This window comes from Membranihabitans marinus (genome assembly GCF_019802045.1).
Lineage (GTDB): Bacteria > Bacteroidota > Bacteroidia > Chitinophagales > Saprospiraceae > Membranihabitans > Membranihabitans marinus_A.
In genome coordinates, this window is the sequence record NZ_JAHVHU010000008.1 from 23,306 (window position 1) to 42,901 (window position 19,596).

The 19,596-nt window shown below is 43.8% G+C and carries 17 protein-coding genes; 10 read left to right on the top strand and 7 right to left on the bottom strand.

Annotated features, from left to right (window positions below; genetic code table 11):
- Positions 1 to 80: 80 nt before the first annotated feature.
- On the bottom strand, positions 81 to 947 hold the full coding sequence (locus KUV50_RS08875; protein WP_222579778.1) for a hypothetical protein: 867 nt from the start codon (positions 945 to 947) through the stop codon (positions 81 to 83).
- 185 nt (positions 948 to 1,132) lie between these two features.
- Between KUV50_RS08875 and KUV50_RS08880 the strand changes: the two genes are divergently transcribed.
- The 9 genes from KUV50_RS08880 (at position 1,133) to KUV50_RS08920 (ending at position 12,582) form a co-directional block, all read left to right on the top strand.
- A complete protein-coding gene (locus tag KUV50_RS08880) occupies positions 1,133 to 1,729 on the top strand; it encodes a thymidine kinase (protein WP_222579779.1) in 597 nt (198 codons plus the stop codon).
- An 89-nt stretch (positions 1,730 to 1,818) separates the two neighbouring features.
- Positions 1,819 to 3,345, top strand: coding sequence for a bifunctional phosphoribosylaminoimidazolecarboxamide formyltransferase/IMP cyclohydrolase (purH, locus tag KUV50_RS08885; protein ID WP_222579780.1), 1,527 nt, complete (start codon positions 1,819 to 1,821; stop codon positions 3,343 to 3,345).
- Positions 3,346 to 3,530: 185 nt separating this feature from the next.
- A complete protein-coding gene (locus tag KUV50_RS08890; RefSeq protein ID WP_222579781.1) occupies positions 3,531 to 4,265 on the top strand; it encodes a type III pantothenate kinase in 735 nt (244 codons plus the stop codon).
- Positions 4,255 to 5,664 (top strand): hypothetical protein, encoded by a 1,410-nt coding sequence (locus tag KUV50_RS08895; protein ID WP_222579782.1) that lies wholly within the window; start codon positions 4,255 to 4,257, stop codon positions 5,662 to 5,664. The genes KUV50_RS08890 and KUV50_RS08895 overlap by 11 nt, the downstream gene beginning before the upstream one ends.
- Before the next feature lie 17 nt (positions 5,665 to 5,681).
- Positions 5,682 to 7,094 (top strand): hypothetical protein, encoded by a 1,413-nt coding sequence (locus KUV50_RS08900; protein ID WP_222579783.1) that lies wholly within the window; start codon positions 5,682 to 5,684, stop codon positions 7,092 to 7,094.
- Positions 7,095 to 7,218: 124 nt separating this feature from the next.
- Positions 7,219 to 8,166, top strand: coding sequence for an NAD-dependent epimerase/dehydratase family protein (locus KUV50_RS08905; protein WP_222579784.1), 948 nt, complete (start codon positions 7,219 to 7,221; stop codon positions 8,164 to 8,166).
- A gap of 11 nt (positions 8,167 to 8,177) precedes the next feature.
- Complete coding sequence (gene kbl, locus KUV50_RS08910; RefSeq protein WP_222579785.1) at positions 8,178 to 9,362, top strand: glycine C-acetyltransferase; 1,185 nt, start codon at positions 8,178 to 8,180, stop codon at positions 9,360 to 9,362.
- An 821-nt stretch (positions 9,363 to 10,183) separates the two neighbouring features.
- Complete coding sequence (locus KUV50_RS08915) at positions 10,184 to 11,611, top strand: tetratricopeptide repeat protein (protein WP_222579786.1); 1,428 nt, start codon at positions 10,184 to 10,186, stop codon at positions 11,609 to 11,611.
- A 338-nt stretch (positions 11,612 to 11,949) separates the two neighbouring features.
- Positions 11,950 to 12,582, top strand: a complete 633-nt coding sequence (locus KUV50_RS08920) for a DUF3365 domain-containing protein (protein WP_222579787.1) — start codon at positions 11,950 to 11,952, stop codon at positions 12,580 to 12,582.
- A 334-nt stretch (positions 12,583 to 12,916) separates the two neighbouring features.
- On the opposite strand, the gene KUV50_RS08925 is transcribed toward KUV50_RS08920, so the two are convergent.
- From KUV50_RS08925 to KUV50_RS08945, 5 genes are all read right to left on the bottom strand, one after another.
- The gene (locus KUV50_RS08925; protein WP_222579788.1) at positions 12,917 to 15,181 is read right to left on the bottom strand and encodes a TonB-dependent receptor domain-containing protein; all 2,265 of its coding nucleotides are present in this window, start codon (positions 15,179 to 15,181) and stop codon (positions 12,917 to 12,919) included.
- 438 nt (positions 15,182 to 15,619) lie between these two features.
- A complete protein-coding gene (locus tag KUV50_RS08930) occupies positions 15,620 to 16,003 on the bottom strand; it encodes a hypothetical protein (protein WP_222579789.1) in 384 nt (127 codons plus the stop codon).
- A gap of 351 nt (positions 16,004 to 16,354) precedes the next feature.
- A complete protein-coding gene (locus tag KUV50_RS08935) occupies positions 16,355 to 16,636 on the bottom strand; it encodes a hypothetical protein (RefSeq protein WP_222579790.1) in 282 nt (93 codons plus the stop codon).
- 242 nt (positions 16,637 to 16,878) lie between these two features.
- Entirely contained in the window at positions 16,879 to 17,109 is a 231-nt protein-coding gene (locus KUV50_RS08940) for a hypothetical protein (protein ID WP_222579791.1), read from the bottom strand.
- A 976-nt stretch (positions 17,110 to 18,085) separates the two neighbouring features.
- Positions 18,086 to 18,391 carry a thioredoxin family protein gene (locus KUV50_RS08945; RefSeq protein WP_222579792.1) on the bottom strand — a complete coding sequence of 102 codons (306 nt, stop codon included), beginning with the start codon at positions 18,389 to 18,391 and terminating at the stop codon, positions 18,086 to 18,088.
- Positions 18,392 to 18,460: 69 nt separating this feature from the next.
- Here KUV50_RS08945 and KUV50_RS08950 point away from each other — a divergent pair, with 69 nt between their 5' ends.
- The gene (locus KUV50_RS08950) at positions 18,461 to 19,006 is read left to right on the top strand and encodes an FKBP-type peptidyl-prolyl cis-trans isomerase (RefSeq protein WP_222579793.1); all 546 of its coding nucleotides are present in this window, start codon (positions 18,461 to 18,463) and stop codon (positions 19,004 to 19,006) included.
- A gap of 179 nt (positions 19,007 to 19,185) precedes the next feature.
- Here the strand turns inward: KUV50_RS08950 and rbfA are convergent, their stop codons facing one another.
- Complete coding sequence (rbfA, locus tag KUV50_RS08955) at positions 19,186 to 19,539, bottom strand: 30S ribosome-binding factor RbfA (protein WP_222579794.1); 354 nt, start codon at positions 19,537 to 19,539, stop codon at positions 19,186 to 19,188.
- Between the last annotated feature and the right edge of the window lie 57 nt (positions 19,540 to 19,596).

A 19,596-nucleotide genomic window follows, 5' to 3' on the forward strand; every position in this document is an offset into this window, starting at 1 on the left:
CCAGATTTTTATGGATAATCTAAGTGACGCTATGTGTAAAATATGAGATATTATACTAACCACAAACCACAAACCATAACCTAAGAATACAACCGCTTCACTTGTCGCATAAACTGCCGAATGGTTTCTTTTTTCTCATCAACAGTCCAGTTATAGGTTTGTACCAATTCCTCCGAGGCGTATTTTTTTGCTTCTTCGTAGGTATAGAAACCCTCAAACTTTTTCAAACTTTCTTGGAAGGGTATGGCTTCTCCGCTGAAAAGATGGTTGATAAACAAGATCTTGTCATTGATCGTAAGCACTTTGTTCAGATGTTCAATTTTTGTATTGGCTAAGCGATCGGATAGATCTGAAGTGCTCGGGAAATCAAATAGTTCGGGGTAGGATTCATTTTCCTTGACCATTACATCTTCGTATTCTTCGGTTTCCGGTTGGTTTGATGTGTGACTATCTGAAGTTCCATTCATTTTTTCAGATGCAGAATGATCCTGGTATTCTTCAGTATTGCTGAAACTGGGGTGGGGGGGCACTACTTTCTCCTCCTGGGACACAGCAGGGGCTGTAGTCTCTGGCTCTATCTGGTTCTGGGTAACTTCTGTACGAGGCTTCGGCTCGTCTTGCACCGGTTCCGAGGAGGAGATGGTTTGCTCAGGCTTCGACAAAGGTTCTTGAGGCTCGGATACTTGCGCCTTGTTCTCTTGAGCTGGTGGGGTGACCGCCGCACTTACTGGTTCTTCAATCACCGATTCCGGATTCGTCGCGAGGTGTTCATGAAATGATTGCTGTTCTTGAGAAGAAATAACTTCGTCGTGATTCAGAACCAGGTCATACAATTGCCTGATATCTTCCAAAAGAATATCCCGGTCCAATCTGGACAAACTGTCCTCATGCAATGAAAGAATAGTTTCGATCCTTTTTAGATGATATTTGGCTTTTTTGGTCTGCATTTCTGTGGTTTTTTGTAACTAACGAAAAAATCGATTTCAAGATTGCCACAGCACTCCATTGGATGGCATCATCTGTGGCTTTTTGAGAATATCAACAGCATTGGAGAGCATTTTTACCAGCAAAAAGCAGTAAAATAGCCCGCCGATGTAAATATACGTTTTTTTACATGATATAAAAATATAATATGTTTTTAGAACCACAATTTCACCACCAAAGGCGTGGATGGCTGGAAGCCATCGTCGGATCGATGTTTTCCGGAAAAACGGAGGAGTTGATTCGAAGACTCAAGCGGTCAGAAATCGCCAATCAGAAGGTGGTGGTTTTTAAAATGGCTCTGGATGATCGATACAGTGAAGAATTGGTTGTGTCGCATAACCGGACGACCATACTAAGTCAAAAAGTTCATCAATCCTCCGATATTTTGGATGGAGCCGCAGGGTATGAAGTAATTGGAATCGATGAAGTTCAGTTTTTCGATGATCAGATCATTGATGTGACGCAGGAATTGGCTCGCAAAGGAAAACGGGTTATTATGGCTGGGTTGGACATGGATTTCTCCGGTAAACCGTTTGGTCCTGTTCCGGGATTGATGGCTGTTTCTGAATATGTAACGAAATTGCATGCCATTTGTCAGCAATGTGGTAGTCTAGCCACTCATTCCTATCGCCTGATCCCCTCCAGAGATCAAATTCTGGTGGGGGCTCAGGAACAATATGAGGCGCGGTGCCGGGTGTGTTTTGACATGGGAAATATTTTAGATTTTAAATCTGTAAACAATTGATGATTAAAGGCACGAGGATTAGTTCATTTGCTTTCATTATTTTACTACTTTTGCACCCTTGAAATTATAAATGATAAAAAACACGACCAATGAAGGACATCAAGATAAAGTCAGCCCTGCTATCGGTATTTTCCAAGGAAGGTTTAGAGCCGATTGCTAAAAAGCTAAATGAACTGGGGGTTCAACTTTTATCTACGGGCGGAACCTATCAATACTTGGCGGACCTTGATATTCCGGTCCAAAAAGTCGAAGACCTGACATCGTACCCAAGTATTCTGGATGGTCGAGTCAAAACGTTGCACCCCAAGGTGTTTGGTGGAATCCTGGCACGTCGTGAACCTGGTCATCAGGGTCAACTGGAAAATTATGATATTCCGGAAATTGATCTGGTGATCGTGGATCTGTACCCATTCGAGCAAACTGTGCGCGACACTAAAAATGAAGATGAAATTATTGAAAAAATAGATATAGGTGGTATATCATTGATCAGAGCGGCGGCCAAAAATTTTCAAGATGTGGTCGTGGTCCCATCTCAAAATGAATATCAATATCTCCAACAGCTGTTGGAGAAACGACACGGAGTGACTTCCTTGGAAGAACGGAAGTATTTAGCTTTAAAATCTTTTGAGGTCAGTTCCCAATATGATACAGCCATTCAGAGCTATTTTTCGGGGGCGCAGCCCCAGTCCCAGTTTGTAATGAACTACACGGGAGAGAAACAACTTCGTTACGGTGAAAACCCCCATCAGGAGGGCTATTTTTATGGTCCCCTGGAGGATGTATTTGAACAATTGAACGGTAAGGAACTTTCCTACAATAACCTCGTGGATGTAGATGCTGCAGTCCAGCTAATGGCCGAATTCAAGGACGATAAGCCCACTTTTGCAGTATTAAAACATACGAATGCCTGCGGTGTGGCGCAAGCGGACAGTGTGTTATCTGCCTGGCAAAAAGCGTTGGCCGGAGACCCTGTTTCTGCATTTGGGGGAATCTTGATTTCGAATACACCTATTGACAAAGCTACTGCGGAAGAAATCAGTAATTTGTTCTATGAGGTCTTGATCGCTCCTGATTTTGATCTCGAAGCACTGAAGATTCTGAAGAAAAAGAAAAAACGCATACTCTTGCGCATCAAGGATTTTTACCGGCCGGCGAAATTGTTCAAATGCTTGTTGAACGGAGTGCTGGTCCAGGACACTGATCTGAAAAAAGAAACGGCACAAGACTTAGAAACGGTTACGGAGGTGGCACCCAATGAAAAACAAATCGGAGATCTGTTGTTTGCAAATATCTGTGCAAAACATTTAAAGTCCAATACCATCGCATTGGTCAAAAACAGGCAATTAATCGCGATGGGATGTGGACAGACCAGTCGGGTGGATGCTTTGAAACAAGCTATTGTTAAAGCGCGGGCGTTTGGATTTGATATTGAAGGTGCGGTTATGGCCAGCGATGCTTTTTTTCCATTCCCGGATTGTGTCGAAATAGCAGATGAAGCGGGAGTGAAAGCCGTTATACAGCCCGGTGGGTCGATCAAGGATCAAGACAGCATCGATTATTGCAATGCGCATGGCATGGCCATGGTGCTGACAGGAGTTCGCCATTTTAAACATTAACTAGTAGCTTAACTGGGTTTGAGTGAAAATAAGTTATTGAAATCAATTAAGGATGACTACATCAAACAGAATTAAGTGTTGAAGAACAAACCAGTCAGTGTTTTTCTGTAAAGAAACCAAAGACTCAGGGCATAGTAAGAAGTTTGAAATTTGGATCGAGCTATAAAAAATTAAAAAAGGCCTTCATGAAGCACCGACATTTAGTTGTTGATCTGGGGAACACCCGACAAAAAATGGGTGTTTTTGAGGACGATCATTTGATTTATACCGATCAACGGCTTGTTCAAAATTTGGATTTGAAGGTATGGGAAGAGTGGAGAAGGGAGTGGGATCCGCATCGGATAGCACTTTCTGCCACCATCCAACTAACGGACGCCCAACACGAATGGATTAATCAAAATAAAGTAGTGCAAGCCAATAACGATGTAAATTACCCGTTCAATGTGCAATACCATACCCCTGAGACACTAGGACAGGACCGACTGGCAGCTGTAAGTGCTGTTTACGCGTTGTATAAAAAGAAGAATGTATTGGTTATTGATTGTGGAACCTGCATAACTTATGATTTCTTGACTGGAGATGGAGATTACCTGGGGGGCAATATTGCTCCAGGATTGCGTATGCGACTTCGGTCCATGCACGAATATACGAACCGCTTACCTTTGGTAGAATTTCCAGATGAATTTCCATGGATCGGACAGTCCACGGAACAAGCTTTACAAACCGGGGGTGTCGGGATGGCTATTCTGGAATCAAAAGGCTTTATTTTTTATTTAAAAGAAAATTACGGACATTTAACGACCGTTTTGACCGGTGGAGATGCAGGATTTATAAAAAAGTACCTCACGGATGAATGCGATGTGCATCCCGATCTCATCCTCTATGGTCTGAATGAAATACTAAAAAACAATGAAATTTAACTTTATACCGATTCTTTTCGGAATATCATCCCTGAAGCATCAAAGCCGATCGACGGTTTTGCGTGGGATGCAAATTCTTGCAATTATCCTTGGTCTTGTTCATATTTCTGATGCTCAGGTGAGCGAGAACTCTCCATTGTCATCGCTGGGAATCGGCGAACTGACGGAGCCCGGAACGGTGGCTGGCAATTCGCTTTCAGGATTATTCGCGACCTATTACAATGGGTATAATGTCAATCTGGTCAATCCGGCGTCTTATGCAGGACTTGCCGCCACTGCATTTGATGTGGGAGTAGATGCATCATATATCACGCTGGATGACAATACATCGTCTCAAAGTGCCTGGGGTGGTAATCTCAAGTATTTATCTTTGTCATTTCCGTTGGTCAGTCCGGTCAATATTGTATTGGATCGGAAAGAACAGTTGTTCAAAATGGGCATGAACATCGCACTACTTCCTGTCAGTAAGATGGATTATCGCATCAACCAAAAGACCCAACTGACTGACGGCAGCCAGGTGACCCGGCAATACGGTGGTAATGGCGGTTTGAATAAACTACAATTTGGGACAGGGGCGCAATACCGGAATTTTTCGGCTGGTTTCAATATTGGCTTCCTTTTTGGAACCATTGACAATGAAAAATCATTATTATTTGAGGAACTTCCCAATGGACACCATACTTATAACGTCAATGAACGTGCCTATAGTGGGTTGTTGTGGGACGCAGGATTGTTGTATCGCCATTATTTAACAAAGAATCTGGAGAATCCTTCAAAAAACAGATGGATTTCCATTGGAGTTTATGGAAACTCCAAGCAACCCGTGAAGGTTGATCAGCAAATATTAACGTTGCGAAAAGCCAACGGTTATACCGGACTGGATGATGCAGATCCCAATCGAACCACGCTGGATACTATATCCCAACATAGGGATGAAGGACTTCGCAATCATTTGCCGTCTCAGATTGGCTTTGGGGTCTCGTACTCAATGGCAAACCGCTTGCAGGCGGGTGTAAACATGTCCTTTGACAACTGGGAAAGCTTTAATAATTTATTAAATATTGGGGATTTGCGTAACTCCTGGTCAGCTGCTGCGTCAGTAGAGTATACACCCAATCCGAATTCATTATTGAATTACTGGAATCGGGTATCATATCGATCTAGCGTATACGTAACTAAAGATCCCCGTGTGATTGCGGGTGATGACGGCCTCGATGAAAAAGGGGTGCAGATCGGTCTGGGGTTACCTATTTTTCAGAAAAGACAATTGTCGTATATTAATTTTTCCATAGATTATGGTAAATTGGCCGGCCAAACTTTTAGTGAAAAATTTGTTCGGTTTAACATCGGCGTAACCTTAAACAATAACCTCTGGTTTTATAAGCGGAGATTTGAATAATTATTGAAACGATAAAAATGAAAAGACTATTAATTATCCTGGCTGTTTTTATTGGAGCTCAGCTGGAAGTTCAGGCACAGTTACCGGAATGCAAGACATGGAATGATTCACCTCAAAAAGAAGAAGGAGAAAACCAGCATAGCATATACCGGCCCCTGGTCCGAAACAAAAATTATGAACGAGCCTTTCCCCACTGGGAAAAAGCTTTTAATATCGCTCCGGCAGCGGACGGCAGACGTGATTATCATTATGAAGACGGTATCACGATTTATAAGCATTTTTTAGAAACGGCAACTGATGATGCCAAAAAGGAGGAATACAAACAAAAGATTCTTGATCTGTATCAGGGAATGATTAATTGCTACGAAAATAAAGTGATTAAGGTCAGAAACTGTGACGACTTGTGTCTAAAAGCCGTGATTGGTCAAAAATATGGTCGCATGGCCTATGATATGTTCTATACGTTGAGTTCGCCCTATGATAAGACACTCGAAGCTATCGAGAAAGCGGTCGAATATGGCGACAAAGGAACGGAATACGTCGTACTCGAGCCCTGGGCGCATATTGTTACCTATCAATTTAAGCAAGGTTCCAGGAGTGCAGAAGAAGTTCGGACTGTTTACGATCGAATTATGGAGATCGCAGATTACAATATCGAAACTGATATGGAATTGGGGGAGTATTTTGATATTACCAAACGTCGGTCAGAAGCAGTATTCAAACCCATCGAAAAAGAGATCTTCGATTGTGAGTATTTCAAAGAAAAGCTCAAGCCGATGTATGAAGAGGATCCGGATAATTTTGATGTGCTGAAGTATGTATTCAATACGTTGCGCCAACAAGGATGTGATGATGCAGATCCTTTTTTGACAAAAATCAAATCGGAGTATGAAACACTGGCAGCAGAATACAATGAAGAGCGTCTAAAAGAACTTGAAGAGAAGAATCCAGCTTATGCAGCTAGAAAGCGGTACGATGAGGGAAAATTTGAGGAGGCGGCTGAAAAATACGAGGAAGCGATCGAAAAGGAAACCGACAATGAGAAAAAGGCGCAGTACTATTTTGCGTTGGCTTCTATCCAATTTCGAAAAATGGATAAATATAGCGATGCCCGGAAAAGTGCGCTTGAAGCTTCAAAACTGCGTCCTGACTGGGGACGACCATATATGTTGATCGGTGATATGTATGCGACCACGAGTCGGAATTGCGGTGATGCCTGGAACCAGCGTCTGGCTGTGTTGGCCGCGATTGATAAATATGCGAAGGCAAAGGCTGTTGATTCTGATTTTGACCAGGAAGCCAGTTCCAGAATTGCAAAGTACCACAGTTCCCGTCCCGAACAAGGGGATGCATTTATGCGTGGATTAGAAAATGGCTCGACGACCAAGGTGGGATGTTGGATTGCTGAAACCGTTACCTTGCGATTCTAAGAAGTCGTTTTTATACGACAATTATTAATGATAGATTTACCATGGTCCACGTAGCGCCGCTACGTGGACCATTTTTCTTGAGTGGGTACAGGAATTAGCATAAATTTTTGTAATTTTTACCACGATGAACAAAGATCGGATACTTATTACGGGTGCCGGGGGGCAGATCGGACAGGAACTCGGACTAGTCCTGGAGGATAAGTATGGCGCTGATCACGTATTGACTACAGACCTGAAACCCGTTTCGTGTTTTGCGAAATTTTTGACATTGGATGTCTTAGATTATGACCGTTACGAAGAAATGATCAAGGACTTCCAACCCACCGTGATTTACCACATGGCAGGGATTCTCTCAGCGGTCGGAGAACGAAATCCGGAACTGGCGTGGAAAGTGAACACCGGTGGTTGGATCAATACGCTTAATCTGGCTGTGAAGTATCAGGTTGACCGGGTTTTTTTTCCTAGCTCAATTGCTGTGTTTGGTTCAGGCTCCCCATTGGACCATACGGACCAGAATGTTCCGCTTCATCCCGCCACAATGTATGGAATTACGAAGGTCGCCGGAGAGAACCTCGGGCAATATTATTTTCAAAAACACGGTTTGGATGTTCGGGGACTTCGGTACCCGGGAATAATAAGTTATCAGACAGCGCCGGGCGGAGGAACAACCGACTATGCCATCGACATCTTTCACCAGATCATTCATAATGGTATTTATTCTTGTTTCCTGAGTCGGGACCGCGAATTGCCGATGATGTATGTCGAAGATGCCATTCGGGGTACTTTAGAGGTGATGGAAGCTCCACGTGAAGATATAGGAATTCATACTGCGTATAATTTTGGTGCCATGAGTTTTACGCCGGCTGAATTAATCGCCGAGATCAAAAAATATATACCTGACGCCCAAATGGAGTGTAAGCCTGACTTTCGGGATGATATCGCAAAGAACTGGCCCAATAGAATAGTGGATACCCAAGCCCGTAAGGACTGGGGCTGGCAACCCGAATATACCCTGGCAGGTATGGTTCAAGAAATGATTACACATCTGCAGGATAGAAATATATTGAAGTAAAAAATTAGCATATGTATACCATTAAAGATGATTTGCAGGAAGAACTTCAAACGATCCGCGATGAAGGATTGTATAAGAAAGAACGGATTATTCAGTCACCGCAAGGGGCAGAGATTGAAGCGAATGGGAAAGAGGTACTTAACTTTTGTGCGAACAACTATCTTGGACTATCCGATGATCCTTCAGTTTTGAAAGCTGCCAAAAAAGTGGTGGATAGCCATGGTTTTGGACTTTCATCGGTTCGATTTATTTGCGGTACGCAGGATATTCACAAAGAACTCGAAAAGAAAATAGCTCATTTTGTGGGCATGGAGGATGCCATTCTGTACGCAGCCGCTTTTGATGCGAATGGGGGTTTATTTGAACCGCTTTTGACCAAGGAGGATGCCATTATATCTGATCAACTAAATCACGCTTCGATTATTGATGGGATCCGACTGTGCAAAGCCGCCAGATATCGGTTTAAACACAACGATATGGAAGATTTAGAAGCACAATTGAAAGCGGCTTCCGGAGCACGACGGAAAATGATTGCTACAGATGGTGTGTTTTCCATGGATGGCACCATTGCCCAGCTGGATAAAATCTGTGACCTGGCAGAGCAGTATGAAGCCATGGTGATGATCGATGATTGCCATTCGACCGGTTTCGTAGGAGAAAGTGGCCGGGGGACCCACGAATTTAGAGGAGTCATGGATCGGGTGGATATCGTAACTGGAACCTTTGGCAAGGCACTGGGGGGAGCTTCTGGTGGATTTACTGCCGCGCGGAAAGAAATCGTCGAGGTGTTGCGACAGCGATCCCGGCCTTATTTATTCTCGAATAGTGTAGCACCCGCCATCGTGGGAGCGACCATATCTGTGTTGGATCGATTATCGACAACAACCGAACTTCGTGACAAGCTGGCTGATAATACCATTCGGTTCCGCACAAAAATGTCGAAAGCAGGATTTGATATCCTGGATGGAATCCATCCGATCGTCCCCATTATGCTGTATGATGCGAATGTGGCCCAGAATTTTGCGGCTGGGTTGTTGGATGAAGGCATTTATGTGATCGGATTTTTCTTTCCGGTGGTACCGAAAGGTCAAGCCCGGATCCGGGTTCAGTTGTCAGCAGCCCATGAACCACACCACATTGATCGCGCGGTGGAGGCCTTTGTAAAGGTTGGAAAGGAGCTTGAAGTTATTGGGTAGACAGTAGTCAGTAGTTGTTGGTTGGTAGTTTTCAGTTGTTGGTCTATAGTGTACCAGGAACTAAGTTCGGACAATAAAATACCGGTGGATCCCATACCAGAAGGGTCCAACATATGCAAAAGCCCCTGTATCGGCGGTTTTAACCGTCAACTTCGGCGAATTTATTTGCCGTTATTTTAATTTTAAGTATTTAGCCCGCTTTATTCACCACGTCAATTTATTATGACGTATAATACACAGTGCATCAATTGCTTAATTTCCAAAATTGGGCATATTACATAGCCCAATTTTGGGTGACGTTTGACTTTTGATTCATACATTATCCTCGGGACAGAGCCCTCGGTTCTCTCATAGAAAGTTCACTGAACTTTCTGTCTCAGCTCGGCTTTACCGAGATGAGACTACATTCGTTCATGTTACTAACTCCTTGAAATAGAATACTATTCCGGCGGAGTCAGATGCCTTGCATCTGCACCTGTCTAACTGCCATTAAAACAATAATCAACGCCAGTTAGGTAAATCAAAAGCCATGAATTTTGCGGGTTAGTGCCTCAAGCAGTAATTTGTGTTCGTTGGTCGATATGATGTATGATATTTGCTGAGCGAAGCCGGAGCATTGAGCTTGAGTCTTTGAGCTTCTTTGCTTTTAGCTTTGAGCTTGGGTCTTTGAGCTTATTTGCTTTCAGCATTGAGCTTGGGTCTTTGAGCTTATTTGCTTTCAACATTAATCTTTGATGCTTTGAGCTTGAGCCTTTCAGCTTTTACATTTGCAGATTGAATGGGGAAATGTTATTTTTGGTTGATCAATAAAAAATAGCTCTATGTTAAGATATCGATTAATGGTTGTGGCGCTGGGGATGTTCTTGTATTCTTGTTCACCCAAGGTGACGGAACCGGTGACCAGTACAGAGGTGACCGAACAGGAAGAAACTGCGAATACGGGGCCATGCGCAACTTTTGAAGATAGCCGGATGGGGGAAGAAGCCATCACAGCGCATGTCCTCTACCGCGATTTATTGAAGCAGGAGCAATATGACAGAGCCTTTCCACTCTGGAAAAAAGCTTTTACGATTGCGCCGGCTGCGGATGGAAAACGAAATACTCACTTTGCCGATGGAATCACATTTTATCAGAATTTTTATGACGAGGCAACGGATAGTCTGTTGAAAGAAAAATATGTCGATACCATCTTTATGCTCTATGATCAGATGGAAGAATGCTACGGTGAAACCGGGTATGTGCTTGGAAGGAAGGCTTTTGATCTCTATTTCAAATATCCGGAAATGGAGGACGACGATGTGGTCTATGATTACTTCAAACAATCCATCGATCTGGACCGGGATACTGCCCGATACTTTATACTCAATCCATTCACCGATCTGCTGGTAAAACGGTATTTTGATCTAAAAATCAGTAAAGAAGAGGCCCAAAAGTATGCCGGTATGATTATGAATCGGCTCCAGACAGGATTGGAAAGTGGGGAAAATGAAGCCCAATGGTCGATCATTAACGATTATGTACCCTCGCGGTTAGCTGCTTTTGAGGGGGTAAAAGGATTTTATGACTGTGAATATTACCTGGCCAAATATGTGCCTCAGTTTGATGAGAATCCGGATGATTGCGAAAATGTAACCAGCGTATACCGAAGTTTGATATGGGGGGGATGCAGCGATACCGGAAATGAGGACTTTCAACGCATCAAAGCGGTATATGATGAGAATTGTCGGGTGGTGGAAAAGGTTGCTTCTTCGTCGACTGCTAAAGAAGGATTTAATGCTCTGGAATCGGGTGAATTTGAACAGGCTATAGATAAATTTACAGAAGCCGCGGAAGAAACCGACGACCTGGATCGCAAGGCACAGCTTTATCTTTTGGTGGCCAAGATATATTATGGAAGTTTGAAAAGATTCCCACTCGCTCGCCAATTTGCACGGAAGGCTGCAGAAGCCCGACCCAACTGGGGAGAGCCTCATTTGTTGATCGGAAAACTTTATGCCAGTTCTGGGCCGTTGTGCGGACCCGGAACGGGGTGGGACAGTCAGATCGTCGTCTGGCCGGCCATCGATGAGTGGCAGAAGGCGCGGAGCATCGATCCGGACGCGGCAGCCGAAGCAAATAAGCTCATTAACAATTACAGACAGTATATGCCCAGTAAAGGAGATATCTTTCAGCGTACGCTGAATGAAGGAGATTCGTTTACGGTGGGTTGCTGGATCCAGCAACAAACCACGATCCGGGCGGCTAATTAGGTGATTAGTTGTTAGGGCGTCCGGTCCACCGGGCTTTTTAGGCGTTAGGCTGTCTGGGGCTGAAAAAAACAGGTGTACGGTAATTGTGAATTGGATCACCAGTGCTCGAATTCAGAAGTTGCAGGCATTGTATGTGGCGCTCTCATCCCAACAAGTTGGATACACTTCGTGCTACACACATGGATTGCCGCTCAATAAAAGCGACTCGTGAGCGCAGAGTGAAATGTCGCGATCTGGAAGCGCGAGATAATACCTATACATTATATATGATTGCGTACATTAGGGGCACACCGCGCAAAGTCGAGGTACTCAAAGTTAATAAAAATAAGAACTTGGCTATGAAAAAGAATGGATATGGGGTGTTGATGATCGCACTATTGGTAAATGCCTGGAATGGTTGCCAGTCCGTCGGAGAATCGGAAGATAAGACGGAAACTACGCAAGTAGACCTAGAATCCTGGAAGACACAGGGTCAGGAATATGCGATGAAAGCTCAGCAGGCTCTGGGGCAAAATTTAAAAGCAGCGCTACAGCAAGGTGGTCCGCCGTTTGCGGTCGATTTTTGCAACACCCGAGCCATTCCCATCACGGATAGTGCGGCTCAGGAACTAAAGGTATCGCTCCGACGGGTATCGGACAAATATCGAAACCCGGGCAATCAAGCCAATGAAAAAGAAAGCAAGTACATTTCCCGGGCGAAAGAACAGTTGGCCGCCGGAGAAACTATCCATCCGGCCATAGAAGAAATGGAAGGTAAGATGATCGGATATTACCCCATTCTCACCAACGCGATGTGTATGAATTGCCACGGCCAACCTGGTAAAGACATCAATGAAGAAACATTGAACCTCATCAAAGAACGCTATCCCGATGACCGGGCAGTCGGTTACCAGCCCCATGAAGTACGTGGCATCTGGGTAGTGGAGATGGATGCCGCCGGAGCTACAAGCTCCGGGCATATTGAGGAGTAAAAAGCAGCCGGATCCTACCTTGTTGAAGTGGTAGACAGGTTTTCATCTCCGTAGAAATCGTACCAATTATTTTCTGTCATTTTTCAGAAAGCTTTGTGAGAAATGCATCGATGCGGGTTGCTCTCTCGTTTCGTCATTAGACTGTGTGAGTAGCGAAAACTTTGTCGCTAAAAGCTGTATTGACCAGGTTATAAATATTGGTGCACACGGACTTAAAGTCCGATTATCGGACGGTAGCTCATAGCCAGGGTCGTGAGACCCTGGAATGAGGTATTTACTTGCTTGCAAGTCCCATCAGGGACGACACTTGAGCCAGACTTGATGCTTTTTCTACTCAAAACCGGACATTAAATGAAAATAGAAAACTTCTACCCGGCGCATAAATAGGATTTTTACTCCCTCGTACAGACCGATTCAAATGTTCATAGTAGCCTTTATTCAGTAGGTTGTTTACGCTCACATTGATGCCTATATTTTGAGTCACAGTGTAGCCCATGTGAAGGTCCAATAAAGAAAACGAAGGTGTTATTGTTTCTCCAAATTCACTGGATATTCGATCCTGGGCGGATACATAACGGAACTGCACTTCGGGTCTGAATTTTTGTTGGAAGAAACTTCCCGCCAGTCGGTATCTTACATCAAACGGAGCGATCTCAGGTAATGGTTCATCCAGCTTTAGGTTCTGCCCATAGGTGTAGGCGAAGGCAATTTGATGACTTAGTGACCTGGTCAGGTTCTGTTTCCACCGAATCTCAATACCTGTTTTGAGGGCCTGGTCAATATTCATGTATTTTCTCACTCCTGGACTCATGGGAAGCCTTGGATTGAGGTCCTTCTGGATCACGGACGAGATATAGTCGGTCATGTAAGCCGCAAAAACATCTACGTTTAGTGCCGATTGAACAGTTTTCCACTCATAAGTCAGGTCGACCTGATTGTTTTTCTCCGGTCGGAGCATAGGATTACCAAGCATTTCATACGGATCCTGCCCCACGGGAAAGTAGTTGATAAACCGCTCGGTCAGGCTGCCACTCCGACGGGCATGTCCCAGCCACAGTCCCACTGTCATACCATGATCGAAGTAGCGAAGGCCACCCAGCGCTATATTGGGATTCAACTGCGTGTTGGTGGTCTGGTCGTAATGTTGTGTAAATTCCTGGTCCGCGTTGGAGAGCATAGCGTGATTGAGATCTACGCGACCTGAAAACACAAATCGGTACCGGTCTATAGGAAATTTATACTCTGTAAAAAGGCCTGCTTTGCTAATCTGACTGTTTTGCCAGGCATTATCATAAAGGACTTTACCAGCGTTGGGCCCCATCAGAAATTCCCGGGTTCGGATGCCACGGGCGTTTTCAATACGGACATCAGCACCGGTGAACCACTTTCCGGAACCGGTATTCCAAATTCCTTCCATCCTTCCACCATAATTATTCGTCTTGGCATTAGTGGCGGCATTCATCATCCGGGGATTGAGTGGTTTGAGGCCATTGTCCATGAGGTGATCCACGAAAGAACCGAATAAGGTAGTTGTCCACGATTGAAGGTTACTGTGGACGGGCGTGACTTTGTGCGATGCCTGGAACATCCAGGTGTCGTCGTCCCGAAGGTCCATCCCCAATGCCGGGAAATCGGCATCTCGGGCCACATTTTTATTGGCAGATAGTTGCAAGGTCTGGTTGGATGCCAACTTAAAGTTGACTTGTCCACCGAAGCTGACTCGCTTAAAGTCCGCCTGAACCGTAGAGGCTTGGCCGGTTGTGTAATCATTGCCCTGAGACCAGGATCCGTATAGGTTGGTTTCATATTTTTCACCACGCAACCCAACCATCGCCTCGCTGCGGAGCAATTGCCCGTTGGTTTCATATCCGCCGGATAGGCGCCCGAAGGAAGTGGTCGAAGACGCGAATCGGGGGTCATTAGCCACAAAATTTATGGTTCCGCCAAAACCGGCGCCATAGCGCAGTGCATAAGGTCCCTTCAGGATCTCGATCCGGTCGATCATATTCGGGGCCATCTGACTGGTCGGCGGATCCATCCGATTGGGACAGGCGGCCGTAGCGCTTTGACTGCCATTCATCACGATGTTCAGTTGATCATATTTGAATCCCCGCAGGACCGGATCAAATCCATAGTTCCCGCCTTTTCGGATGGTACCGATGGCCGGAGTCTGCGTGAGCAAAGCGCCGGCGTCGTGCGCCATTTTTTCCTGAAAATCCAGATCCAGGACCTTAGACTCTTCCGTTTTGGGTCGAACCGATATGATGGTGACGGGAAACAAGGATACGGCAGAGCTGCTCCGGTGAAAAACCATCGGTGATTCTGCTGAAGCTAATGCATCTGCGGTCAGAATCCATGTGCCATAGCTGATATGGGACAGATGCATATTCTCCTGATCCAGTACCTGGTATGTAATCTGACCCTCTTCGTCCGATATACCGGATTGATCGCCGTATTGAAAGGTGGCACCGGTGATGGGACTCTCAACGGCCGTATCTCTTAAGATGATCGTTTTGTTGTCCTGTGCTTGGACAGAGGAAATAATAAAGAAATAAAGTAGGAATAGAATTCCCGTTATTAGAAATCGTAATCGTTTCATTGATTTTAATGTTTTGTTCGTTATTTGTAAAGCACGTACCAAATTCCAGGACCCTTTGATTGAATTACTACCTAAGACGCTTGCGAAAATTGTGGCACTATTCAGTGTAGTGGCACTATTCAGTGTAGTGGTGACTATCAGTCGAATTTATGGTAGGTCCAGGAATCCCTGGGAGAACGGAGCCCCAGCTCCGTTTATACATGAAAACTCATATATGATTAATTTATGTCAGAGCAGGAGCTCTGACTTCCCGGGGCTAAAACCGGTACCTGATAGCCAGCAGTCATCTCGGTTAAGTTATGATGCTAAACAGTCTTTCGAATTTGATAATTGTTGCATTCATTGAGAAAAAATCGTGCTAATCCAGTACACCGGAATAGCATATTACGTCATTCCCGGCTGGAAATGCACGATTAATAAAAAAGAAGATATAGGATGTCAACATTTTGGAGGGCGGAACAATCCCTGTGTATAATCCGTGCCCATCCAAGGAGAAGAGTAGGAAGGTAAGTCAGTACAGCTTAATACTTTTGCAAGGAAATTAGGGGATTCATACCCATTGTAGAAGAGGAAGACCGGACGTTCTTCGGCACCGGGAAACTCTGGATCTTGAGTTGAAATCGGCTCTTGCTCAGCCAGTCGTTCCATCAGGAAACATTTTCCTTCACAATGCAGGGCTGGTTTGTCTTTGTTGATGCAAAATACATCAGCGATGTAATCCTGGTGATATAAAAACCACGCATAGGTACCTATGGTCTGAAAATTCATAATCAGCACCATAAAAATTAAAGCACCCGCCCATACAGACTTTATGGTTTTCACCGCTTCAAGTTTGATGAAAAATAATTTCGGATATAAAGGTAATCTATTTTTCAGAAAGACGGAACATTTTTAACCTTTAAAACAGGCCAATCAAAAGAAATTCGATATTTCGATTTCTGTTTCTCGCAAAGTGTACCTCCCGTTACGAGGTAGGAAGTCCGCACCGGCACAAAGAAATAGAAATTATTAGGATATTAAACTTGCAATATCAGATCGTACGGACAAACTTGTCATTTATTTCCATTGAAATAAGAAGAAATCATTTTCAACCTTAACGGCTTGTTGCGTGATTTTTTAATTTATTTTTTTTTTTAATCGCCCTGACTTTGAATATCGGATTTGGAGCTCCAATCAGTCAGGCAGCTCTATACACAGTGCATACCTTTTATCAGTGGTGTAAAGCAATTTATTCTCCGGATCGATAGCAATGCCATCTCTGTGAGGAAACTGATTTCCATAATTACTTGAATTTCTTCGTTGTGGGGTATAACTCCAGGTTATTTTAAGACCCTCTGGGTCAAGTGACACCAATCGAGACCCATTGACATAATAAAAAAGCTCATTGTAAGTAACAATACCGGAAGTAGGAATAGCGATCTGGTTTGTCGTTCCGGTTTCACGTCCTGTCCGCACATCAAGGATACTTGCCCAATTAAACAGTTTTGTGAATGGTGAAATGTATCCATAATAATAATAATATTGTGCAACACTATAGATACCACGCTATGTATTTGTTTAGCGCTGTTAATCCCCTGGGAATTAATTTATAATGTGTGATTTTTATATGATTTTCATATATGAACGGAGCTGGAGCTCCGTTTTCCCAGGGTCTGAGACGCCAAACGGGTACATAGCATGGTCAGTTCCTGCTATAACTAAAACCGATTATAATAATAGGTAGCAATGGAGAATATCATCTGATCATCAACGATGTATTTATTTCTGTGGGAAGATGCCGTATATTCTTCTCCTCCATCGGGATGTGGGAAAAGCCAACTCCATTCAAGATCACCACTAAATCTATTATACCCACGAAATATCTCAGGATTCCCTTTATAAAATCGGTTACAAAAAACCACAATACTATCAGCTATTCTAGGTTCCATAGATACAGTCCCATCTAGCTCATCCTCTAAAAGGTTTGTCCATACTATTTTGGATATGTCAAAGGTGTCGCAATCCCAAATACATGGTGGTTCATGAGGTGGGGGTGTGGGTTTTGAACATGAATTAATCTCAATTAAAACAAAAAACAAAAACAACATATACATAGAGATTCTCATTATTTGGGAGGGGTTGAACAATATGAACCATAACTACCACCAAACAAATAGTATAATGAATTTTTCGTCATATTATCATTTCTCATTTGCTGATGATTAGAGCCTGTAAATTTCACCTTTGTCGCACCTGCGAAAGCTTTAGCGGATTCCTCTACTACAACTCCATCAGATGCATGATTGATCGTTTTTAATCCATAAAGTGGGTAACATTCTTCATGTTAAGTTGCGCCCAATTGAAGAGTGATACATCAGAAAACCCAATAATATCAAAAATTTGGGGTGTTTAAAAAAGTTAGACTTTTGGGGTGAAAAGTATAATAAGCTTTTCATGGTTAAAAAATAAGTTATGCAATCATACCATAACTTTTGAGGTGGTTAGATGTATTCTAGAAATAGAATAAAAGCGATATGATAAACGTAGTAGATTGTAAAAATAAGGAATTTTATATAAAAGATTCGATAATCCGGAATATTAACATTTGAGGTTAAATGTTCTTGTCAACTTTTTCTGTTTTTCCGTGATCAACTCTTCAGGTAGAGCGAAGTGCTCTGAATGGGGGAGACCTTGTGAGATAAAAGGAACTCCTGTTTCTTATAGTAGAATAATTCTTTGGGTTGAGTTGTGTGGAAAGCCATCTAAACTTTCTCACTGTATTTCCGGCCCTGTATTTGTCGGAATTATAATGGGTGACCAATAAATACCAGAAGGATCTCTTGTGAAGCAGGTTATTTGTATAGGCCAGACACTTTTTAAAGTCAACCCAGTGACCTAAAACCTAAAAGCGAAGCGACCTATGACCTAGCTACTTATTGCTTCCACCTGATTCTTCAACGTCTCCAAAGACTGGACGCCGCTCGCGGACCATTTGAGCTCACCCTTCTGATAAAGATGGACCGTAGGTACACCGCGGATGCCCATTTCATTGGCAAAGGCTTCGTTTTTATCGATATCGATTTTGACGATCCGGACTTTATCCTTCATTTCATCTTTGAACTGCTGAAGGATGGGCATAAACGCTTTGCACGGACCACACCACGTGGCAGTGAAATCCACTAATACCGGGATGTCCCCGTTGATCAGATTCTGAAAAGGTAGTTTTGACATTTTTGTCTTCATTTAATTTTCTAAATTTGAAGTCAGATGATTTATGATATAACCAACCGACTAACTCTTATGAAATATACAACGTCCTTTTTCCTGATTAGTTTAATCTTGCTGTGCTCATGTAACTCAGATCACAAAGGTGCAGCTTCGTCCGAGCATCCCGAAATGGATGAAACGGAACTGACCCGGGTCACGATGTTGATTGATCCGGCTCCGGAGACCTATCAGGAAGACCAGGTGAACCGATTGCTCCAGTACGCCCTGGACCACAATCTGCCTGTTCATAAAACCGAATCGGGTTTACTCTATTGGATTCAGAAGCCTGGGAATGATCAAAGAGCTCAAAAAGAAGACAAGATCCTGGTCCGATACAAGGGCAATCTGCTCGATGGAACGGTGTTTGATCAATCCCCCGCCTCCGGTGAACCGGTTGAATTTAATCTCTCTGACATGATCCCGGCCTGGCAGGAGGCCCTCAAGCTGATCGGTGAGGATGGGAAGATGACCATCCTCACGCATTCCGATCTGGCATATCGAGGCCAGCGGATCGGGAATGTGATCGCACCGTATTCGCCGTTGATTTTTGAGGTGGAGTTGATTGCAGTCGTTCGCTAGTGTATCAGGAGCCAGGTCTCATGCCGATCCAGCGGTATACTATCCTCTTCACCAGGTCTGGCGGCAAGTTTCTGACAACAGGGACGGTGGATTTCAGTTGTAAAAACCAAAAGCACAGTTTAGCTTCCAAAGCATAGCGTCCCAAAACGAAGTGTTCCAAAGCGTAGCGTCCCAAATTCCTAGTCCTCTTTCTTTAACTCATCAAACAGCTCATTGAGCCGGGACATTTCATCCAGGGTGTCATCCAGGAAAAAATCAATTTCCGGTATTCTACGAACGTGCTTTCGAATGCGCGTTCCCAGTCCATTTTTCAATCGGGACTTTTCCTGGTTCAGTTCCTGGATCACCATGGCTTTGTCATCCCGGTTGTACACACTAAGGTATATCTTGGCATATTTCAGATCCGGACTCATGAGCACTCTGGTCACGGTGACGAGGGCATTTTTATAGATGTAAGAACCTTCTTCCTGCAATACCAGGCTAAAATTTCGCTTGATCAATTCACCAACCTGACTTTGTCTTTTGTTTTGCATGATAACGTGGTTTTTGTGTGATAAAAAAGATTCTACCTGCAACCATAGCAGAAAGGT